This window comes from Cellulosimicrobium sp. Marseille-Q4280 (assembly GCF_943181405.1).
Classification (GTDB): domain Bacteria; phylum Actinomycetota; class Actinomycetes; order Actinomycetales; family Cellulomonadaceae; genus Cellulosimicrobium.
In genome coordinates this window covers 35,193-41,927 of record NZ_CALPBY010000011.1, presented here as the reverse complement: position 1 = coordinate 41,927, position 6,735 = coordinate 35,193, and the positions used below count along the sequence as shown (strand labels likewise).

Sequence of the window (6,735 nt, the reverse complement as noted above, 5' to 3'; positions counted from 1 at the left end):
ACGGGTTCTCCGCCTTGCGGGCCACCTTGTCGATCTCGTCGATGTAGATGATCCCCTGCTCAGCCTTCTTCACGTCGAAGTCCGCCGCCTGCACCAGCTTCAGCAGGATGTTCTCCACGTCCTCACCCACATACCCCGCCTCCGTCAACGCCGTCGCGTCCGCGATCGCGAACGGCACGTTCAACATCCGCGCCAACGTCTGCGCCAGATACGTCTTACCCGTCCCCGTCGGACCGATCAGCAAGATGTTCGACTTCGCCAGCTCCACGTGGTCCTGGTCGTCGGACGACGCCTTCGTCGACTCGCCGGCCTGGATCCGCTTGTAGTGGTTGTAGACGGCGACGGCCAGGGCCCGCTTCGCGGGGTCCTGGCCGATGACGTACTGCCCGAGGAAGTCGAAGATCTCGCGGGGCTTGGGAAGGTCGACGAGCCCGAGCTCGGTGGCCTCGGCGAGCTCCTCCTCGATGATCTCGTTGCACAGGTCGATGCACTCGTCGCAGATGTACACACCGGGGCCCGCGATGAGCTTCTTGACCTGCTTCTGCGACTTCCCGCAGAACGAGCACTTGAGCAGGTCGGCGCCGTCCGAGATACGAGCCACTACGCGTCTCCTTGTCCGGGTGGTAGAGCCGGGCCGCCGCACGCGGCGTCCGGACCGGTGCCACGTCCGAGCGGGTCCTTCTCCCCATTCCACACCACGGGACCCCCGTTGTCAGGTGGGCTCCCCGTGCGCAGGTCACATCTGTGCAACACCTTGCCCGGAACGCACCACGCCGCCGCTCCCGGAGGAGTCGGCGGCGCGGTGGGCGTCGTCCCGCCTCAGGCGTGCGGTACGGCGCGTCAGGGCTTGTTGACCGCGACGGCCTTGCGGCTCTCGAGCACCTGGTCGACGAGACCGTAGTCCTTCGCCTGGGCGGCGGTGAGGATCTTGTCGCGCTCGATGTCCTGGCGGACCTGCTCGACCGGGTTGCCCGAGTGCAGCGCGAGGGTGTCCTCGAGCCACTCACGCATCCGGATCAGCTCGTTCGCGTGGATCTCGATGTCCGACGCCTGGGCGTAGCCGCCGCCCTCCATCGCGGGCTGGTGGATCAGCACGCGCGCGTTGGGGAGCGCGAGGCGCTTGCCGGGCTGACCCGCGGCGAGCAGCACGGCGGCTGCGGAGGCCGCCTGGCCCAGGCAGACCGTCTGGATCTGCGGCTTGATGTACTGCATCGTGTCGTAGAGCGCGGTCATCGCGGTGAACGACCCGCCCGGCGAGTTGATGTACAGGATGACGTCGCGGTCCGGGTCCTGGCTCTCGAGCACGAGGAGCTGGGCCATGACGTCGTCGGCGGACGCGTCGTCGACCTGGACGCCCAGGAAGATGATGCGGTCCTCGAACAGCTTGGTGTAGGGGTCCTGGCGCTTGAAGCCGTAGGCCGTGCGCTCCTCGAACTGCGGGAGCACGTAGCGGGCCGACGGCGCGCCGCCGGGCAGCGCGACGCCGCCCGGACGGGCGCCCGCGCCGGCGAGGCGCTGCGCGGTGGACAGGTACTGGGACTCGGCGCTGAAGCTCACGGGTTCTCCTCGGGTGAAGTCTGGGTCCGGTTGCGGGTCAGGAGGCCGTGGTGCCGCCGCCGCCGGTCACCGACGAGGCGTTCGTGACGACGTGGTCGACGAAGCCGTACTCCTTCGCCTCCTCGGCGGTGAACCAGTTGTCCCGGTCGTTGTCCTTGATGATCTGCTCGAGCGACTGGCCCGTCTGCTCGGCCGTCAGCTCCGAGAGGACCCGCTTCATGTGCATGATCAGCTGGGCGTTGATGCGCACGTCGGTCGCCGTGCCGCCGATGCCGCCGGACGGCTGGTGCATCATCACGCGGGCGTGGGGCGTCGCGTACCGCTTGCCCTTGGTGCCGGACGAGAGCAGGAACTGGCCCATCGAGGCCGCCATGCCCATCGCGATCGTGGCGACGTCGGGCTGGATGTACTGCATCGTGTCGTAGATCGCCATGCCGGCCGTGATCGAACCGCCCGGCGAGTTGATGTAGAGCCAGATGTCCTTCTCCGGGTCCTCCGCGGCGAGGAGCATCATCTGCGCGCAGATCGCGTTCGCGTTCTCGTCGCGCACCTCGGAGCCGAGCCAGATGATCCGCTCCTTGAGGAGCCGGTTGTAGATGGAGTCGTTGAGGCCGAGACCGGCGCCCTCCGCTCGGGCCAGGGGACCTGCGGCGTCCGTCCGCAGCAGCTGATCGTTCACGTCCATCTCCTTCGTCGCTCCTCGTCTCCGGGGCCGTGGCCCCGGTCACGACGTCCACCGGCGTGCGGTGCGGCCCGGGACGTCGCCGTTGCAGTGACCCTAACGTGCACGGCATCCGCCGTTCGTCCCGACCAGGCCGCTTTTCGCCGACAGCGCATACGGGCCCGGACGACGGCGGCCCCCGCACCCCGGGACGGGGTGCAGGGGCCGCGTCGGAAGCGCTCGGCGCGTCAGGCCTCGGTGGTCTCCGCGGCCTTCTTCGTCGACTTCTTCGCGGTCTTCTTCTTCGCCGCCTTCTCCTCGGCCTCCTCGGCCTCGACCGCGGCGACGGCCTCCTCGGCCAGCTCCTCGGTGACGGCCTCGGCGGCGGCGACCTCGGCGGCCTCCTCGACGAGCTCGGCGACCTCGCCGGCCGCGTCGTCCTCGTCCGAGCCGATGAACTCGGTCAGGTCGACGACGTTGCCCGCCGAGTCCTTGACCTCGATCTGGCGCAGCGCGACGGCGAGCGACTTGGACCGGGCGACCTCGCCGACCATGGCCGGGATCTGACCACCCTGGTCGAGCGACTGGATGAACTGGTTCGGGTCCATCCCGTACTGGCGCGAGGCCTGCACGAGGTACTCGAGCAGCTCGTTCTGGGCGACCTTGATCTCGAGCTTCTCCGCGAGGGTGTCGAGCAGGATCTGGTTCTTGATCGCGGTCGTGGCCTCCTCGACGACCTCCGCGCGGTGCGCGTCGTCCTCGAGACGGCCCTCGGACTCGAGGTGACGGTGCACCTCGGCCTCGACGACGCCGGCCGGCACGGGGATCTCGACGGCGTCGGTGAGCGCCTTGAGGAGCTCGTCCCGCGCGGCGACGGCCTGGTTCGACGTCTTGATGCTCGCGACCTGCTCGCGGAGGTCGGCCTCGAGCTCGGCGAGCGTGTCGAACTCCGACGCGAGCTGCGCGAAGTCGTCGTCCGCCTCGGGCAGGTCGCGCTGCTTGACGGTCGTCGCGGTCACGGTGACCTCGGCGTCCTTGCCCTCGTGCTCACCACCGGCGAGCGGTGCGGAGAAGGTCGTGGTCTCGTCGGCCGACAGTCCGGTGAGCGCCTCGTCGAGGCCCTCGAGCATGTTGCCCGAGCCGATCTGGTAGCTGATGCCGGAGACCGAGTCGACCTCCTCGCCGTCGATGACGGCCTTGAGGTCGAGGACGACGAAGTCGCCCTCCGCGGCGGGACGGTCCACGCCGACGAGCGTGCCGAAGCGCTCGCGGAGCGCGTCGAGACGCTCGGTGACGTCCTCGTCCGAGACCTCCGCGGCGTCGATCGTCACCGCGAGGGTGGACAGCTCCGGCAGGTCGAGCTCGGGGCGGACCTCGACCTCGGCCGAGAACTTGAGCGGACCCTCCGCGTCGACCGGGACCTCGGTCACGTCGACCTCGGGCTGACCGAGCGGGCGGATGCCCGACTCGCTCACGGCCTGGCGGTAGAACCCGGACAGCCCGTCGTTCACGGCGTGCTCGAGGACCGCGGCGCGGCCGACGCGCTGGTCGATGATGCGGGGCGGGACCTTGCCCTTGCGGAAGCCGGGGATGTTCACCTGCTCCGCGATGTGCTGGTAGGCGTGGTCGATGCTCGGCTTGAGCTCGTCGTACTCCACCTCGACGGTCAGCTTGACCTTGGTGGGGTCCAGGGTCTCGACGGCGCTCTTCACTTCGATGATCTCCAACTGATCGGGGCGGGCCGGCGTGCGGCTACGGGACGAGCTGCGCGCGCCGCCACGGGACCGGCGGATCCTTCCGGACCCACGTGCGACCCCGACGGGCGTACGGGCAACCCATCAAGGGTACGCCACCCGTCCGAGCGACGGTGTCCTCCGTCGGACGAGCGCTGCCGCAGGAGGGCGGCGACCCGTCGGGACGCCCGCCCTCGGCCCGCTTCACGATGTGTCGGGGTGACAGGATTTGAACCTGCGACCTTCCGCTCCCAAAGCGGACGCGCTACCAACCTGCGCCACACCCCGTGCACCCGTCGAGGACGACGGGCCAGCGCAAGTGTACTGGTGGGAAGGGCGGGGTCCGGCGGCTCGTCGGCCTGCTGCCTGTTTGCTAAGGTTGCGGCCGCAGGTCGGCAGTGCCACTCAGGCCGGAGCCACACAGCCCGGAGCAGTACCGACCCGACGCGGGCGTAGCTCAATGGTAGAGCCTCAGTCTTCCAAACTGATTACGCGGGTTCGATTCCCGTCGCCCGCTCCACGACCCACGACGGGCGCCCCACCACCTCGGCGGGGCGCCCGTCGTCGTCCGGTCGGCGGACGGCGTTGCCGCGCCACGACGTGGGCGGATACCCTCGGACCATCGAGCGCCCCCGGCGCGGCCGAGCACGTCGGCCGGTTGTCCGGCCATCCACCGGCACGGGCGCCGTCGAGCAGGAGGAGCGAGGAATGACCGCGACCGGCGCGCGTCCCGCATCGCCCCGTCGCGCTCTCGCGCGCACCTCCTGTTGTCGCTGTCACGGCTGTCGCTGACGACCGCCGGACGCGCCCGCCGCTCCGCGCACCCGTCGCACGTCCCCCGCCCGTCGCCACGGCGTCGGCCCGCTCACGCGACATCGCGCGGCGACGGACTCCCGGGACAGGTCGTCCGAGTGTCCTGGAGCACTCCCCCGCAGCACCCGGTGCCCCCGCACCGTCGCACCCTGTTGGTCCCCCTGGCTCGTCCGAGCCGTCGACAGAAGAGGAAGCCATGGCACGCATCTACGACGACGTCACGAAGCTCGTCGGCAACACCCCGCTCGTCCGCCTCAACAAGCTCACCGAGGGCGTCGGCGCGACCGTCGTCGGCAAGCTCGAGTTCTACAACCCGGCGAACTCCGTCAAGGACCGCATCGGCGTCGCGATCATCGACGCGGCCGAGGCGTCGGGCGAGCTGAAGCCCGGCGGGACGATCGTCGAGGCGACGTCCGGCAACACCGGCATCGCGCTCGCGATGGTCGGCGCGGCGCGCGGCTACGACGTCGTCCTGACGATGCCGGAGACGATGTCCAAGGAGCGCCGCGCCCTGCTGCGCGCGTTCGGCGCCGAGCTCATCCTCACGCCGGGCTCCGAGGGCATGAAGGGCGCGGTGAACAAGGCCGACGAGGTCGTCGCCGAGCGCGAGGGCGCCATCCTCGCCCGCCAGTTCGCCAACGAGGCCAACCCGGCGATCCACCGCGCGACGACCGCCGAGGAGATCTGGGCGGACACCGACGGCGAGGTCGACATCGTCGTCGCCGGGATCGGCACCGGCGGCACGATCACGGGTGTCGGGCAGGTGCTCAAGGAGCGCAAGCCCGGGGTGCAGATCGTCGCCGTCGAGCCCGAGGAGTCCGCGATCCTCAACGGCGGCGCCCCCGGCCCGCACAAGATCCAGGGCATCGGCGCCAACTTCGTCCCCGAGATCCTCGACACGTCGGTCTACGACGAGGTCATCGACGTCAACGCGGAGACCGCGGTCGAGTACGCGCGTCGCGCGGCGAAGGAGGAGGGCCTGCTGGTCGGCATCTCCTCCGGCGCGGCGATCGCGGCGGCCCTGCAGCTCGCCGAGCGCCCGGAGAACGCGGGCAAGCTCATCGTGACGATCATCCCGTCGTTCGGCGAGCGGTACCTGTCCTCGATCCTCTACGCGGACCTCCTGGACTGACGTGGTCGACCACATCCCGTCGCGCGGGTCCGCCGGCGCACCGTCGCGGGTGCGGCGGTTCCTGCGCGTGCTCGCCGAGGACCTCGAGGCGGCGCGGCACCGCGACCCCGCGGCGCGCAGTCGCCTCGAGGTCGCGCTCGCCTACCCCGGCGTCCACGCGGTGTGGTCGTACCGGCTCGCGCACCGCATGTGGCGCGAGCCGGTGCTGCGCCTGCCGGCGCGGCTCGTGTCGCAGGTGGCGCGGGCCCTGACGGGCGTCGAGATCCACCCGGGCGCGCGCATCGGCCGACGCCTCTTCATCGACCACGGCATGGGGGTCGTCGTCGGCGAGACGGCCGTCGTCGGGGACGACGTGGTCCTGTTCCACACGTCGACGCTCGGCGGGCGGTCGATGAAGCGCGGCAAGCGGCACCCGACTCTCGGTGACCGCGTGGTCGTGGGTGCGGGCGCGAAGATCCTCGGACCGGTGTGGGTCGGCGACGACGCGCAGGTGGGTGCGAACGCCGTCGTCGTCAAGGACGTCCCGGCGGGTGCGGTCGCCGTCGGGGTGCCGGCCCGTGTCCGCATGCCCGCCGCACACCGGGGTGCCGACCCGGTCGAGGACCCCTCGCTGCTCATCGAGTACGTGATCTGATCCGTCACCGGCTCCGTCGGGCGCCGCAGGGGCCGCTCTCCCACCGGGAGGGCGGCCCCTGCGCCGTCCTCGCGACGAGGGCTCGCGCGGGCCGTCCGACGGCGCCCGGCCGGGTTCCCGAGCAGCCCCCGAGGTCCGCTAGGGTAGGACCTGCGGTACCCGGGACGCAGCGTTTCGGATATCCCCCTGCCCGTCACGCCGGCCC

General features: G+C 70.8%; 6 protein-coding genes and 2 tRNA genes. 3 read left to right on the top strand and 5 right to left on the bottom strand.

The features are described from left to right. From NFS20_RS22105 to NFS20_RS22085, 5 genes are all read right to left on the bottom strand, one after another. Window positions 1–601 (bottom strand): ClpX C4-type zinc finger protein (locus NFS20_RS22105; RefSeq protein ID WP_251153924.1); only part of this gene is annotated, 601 nt, incomplete at its 3' end. A gap of 239 nt (window positions 602–840) precedes the next feature. After that, window positions 841–1,557: an ATP-dependent Clp protease proteolytic subunit gene (locus NFS20_RS22100; protein ID WP_285821168.1), complete on the bottom strand. Its 717-nt coding sequence runs from the start codon at window positions 1,555–1,557 to the stop codon at window positions 841–843. A 37-nt stretch (window positions 1,558–1,594) separates the two neighbouring features. Next, on the bottom strand, window positions 1,595–2,242 hold the full coding sequence (locus tag NFS20_RS22095; RefSeq protein ID WP_251153923.1) for an ATP-dependent Clp protease proteolytic subunit: 648 nt from the start codon (window positions 2,240–2,242) through the stop codon (window positions 1,595–1,597). A 224-nt stretch (window positions 2,243–2,466) separates the two neighbouring features. Then, window positions 2,467–3,930: a trigger factor gene (gene tig, locus NFS20_RS22090; protein ID WP_251153922.1), complete on the bottom strand. Its 1,464-nt coding sequence runs from the start codon at window positions 3,928–3,930 to the stop codon at window positions 2,467–2,469. 235 nt (window positions 3,931–4,165) lie between these two features. Further along, window positions 4,166–4,239, bottom strand: a tRNA-Pro gene (locus tag NFS20_RS22085). Window positions 4,240–4,397: 158 nt separating this feature from the next. On the opposite strand from NFS20_RS22085, the gene NFS20_RS22080 reads away from it, so the two are divergent. The 3 genes from NFS20_RS22080 to epsC all read left to right on the top strand — a co-directional run bounded on the left by NFS20_RS22080 (window position 4,398) and on the right by epsC (window position 6,530). Continuing rightward, a tRNA-Gly gene (locus tag NFS20_RS22080) sits at window positions 4,398–4,471 on the top strand. Between the two features lie 489 nt (window positions 4,472–4,960). Continuing rightward, window positions 4,961–5,896 carry a cysteine synthase A gene (cysK, locus tag NFS20_RS22075; RefSeq protein WP_251153921.1) on the top strand — a complete coding sequence of 312 codons (936 nt, stop codon included), beginning with the start codon at window positions 4,961–4,963 and terminating at the stop codon, window positions 5,894–5,896. Window position 5,897: 1 nt separating this feature from the next. Next, entirely contained in the window at window positions 5,898–6,530 is a 633-nt protein-coding gene (gene epsC, locus NFS20_RS22070; protein WP_502800848.1) for a serine O-acetyltransferase EpsC, read from the top strand. The last annotated feature ends 205 nt before the right edge of the window (window positions 6,531–6,735 follow it).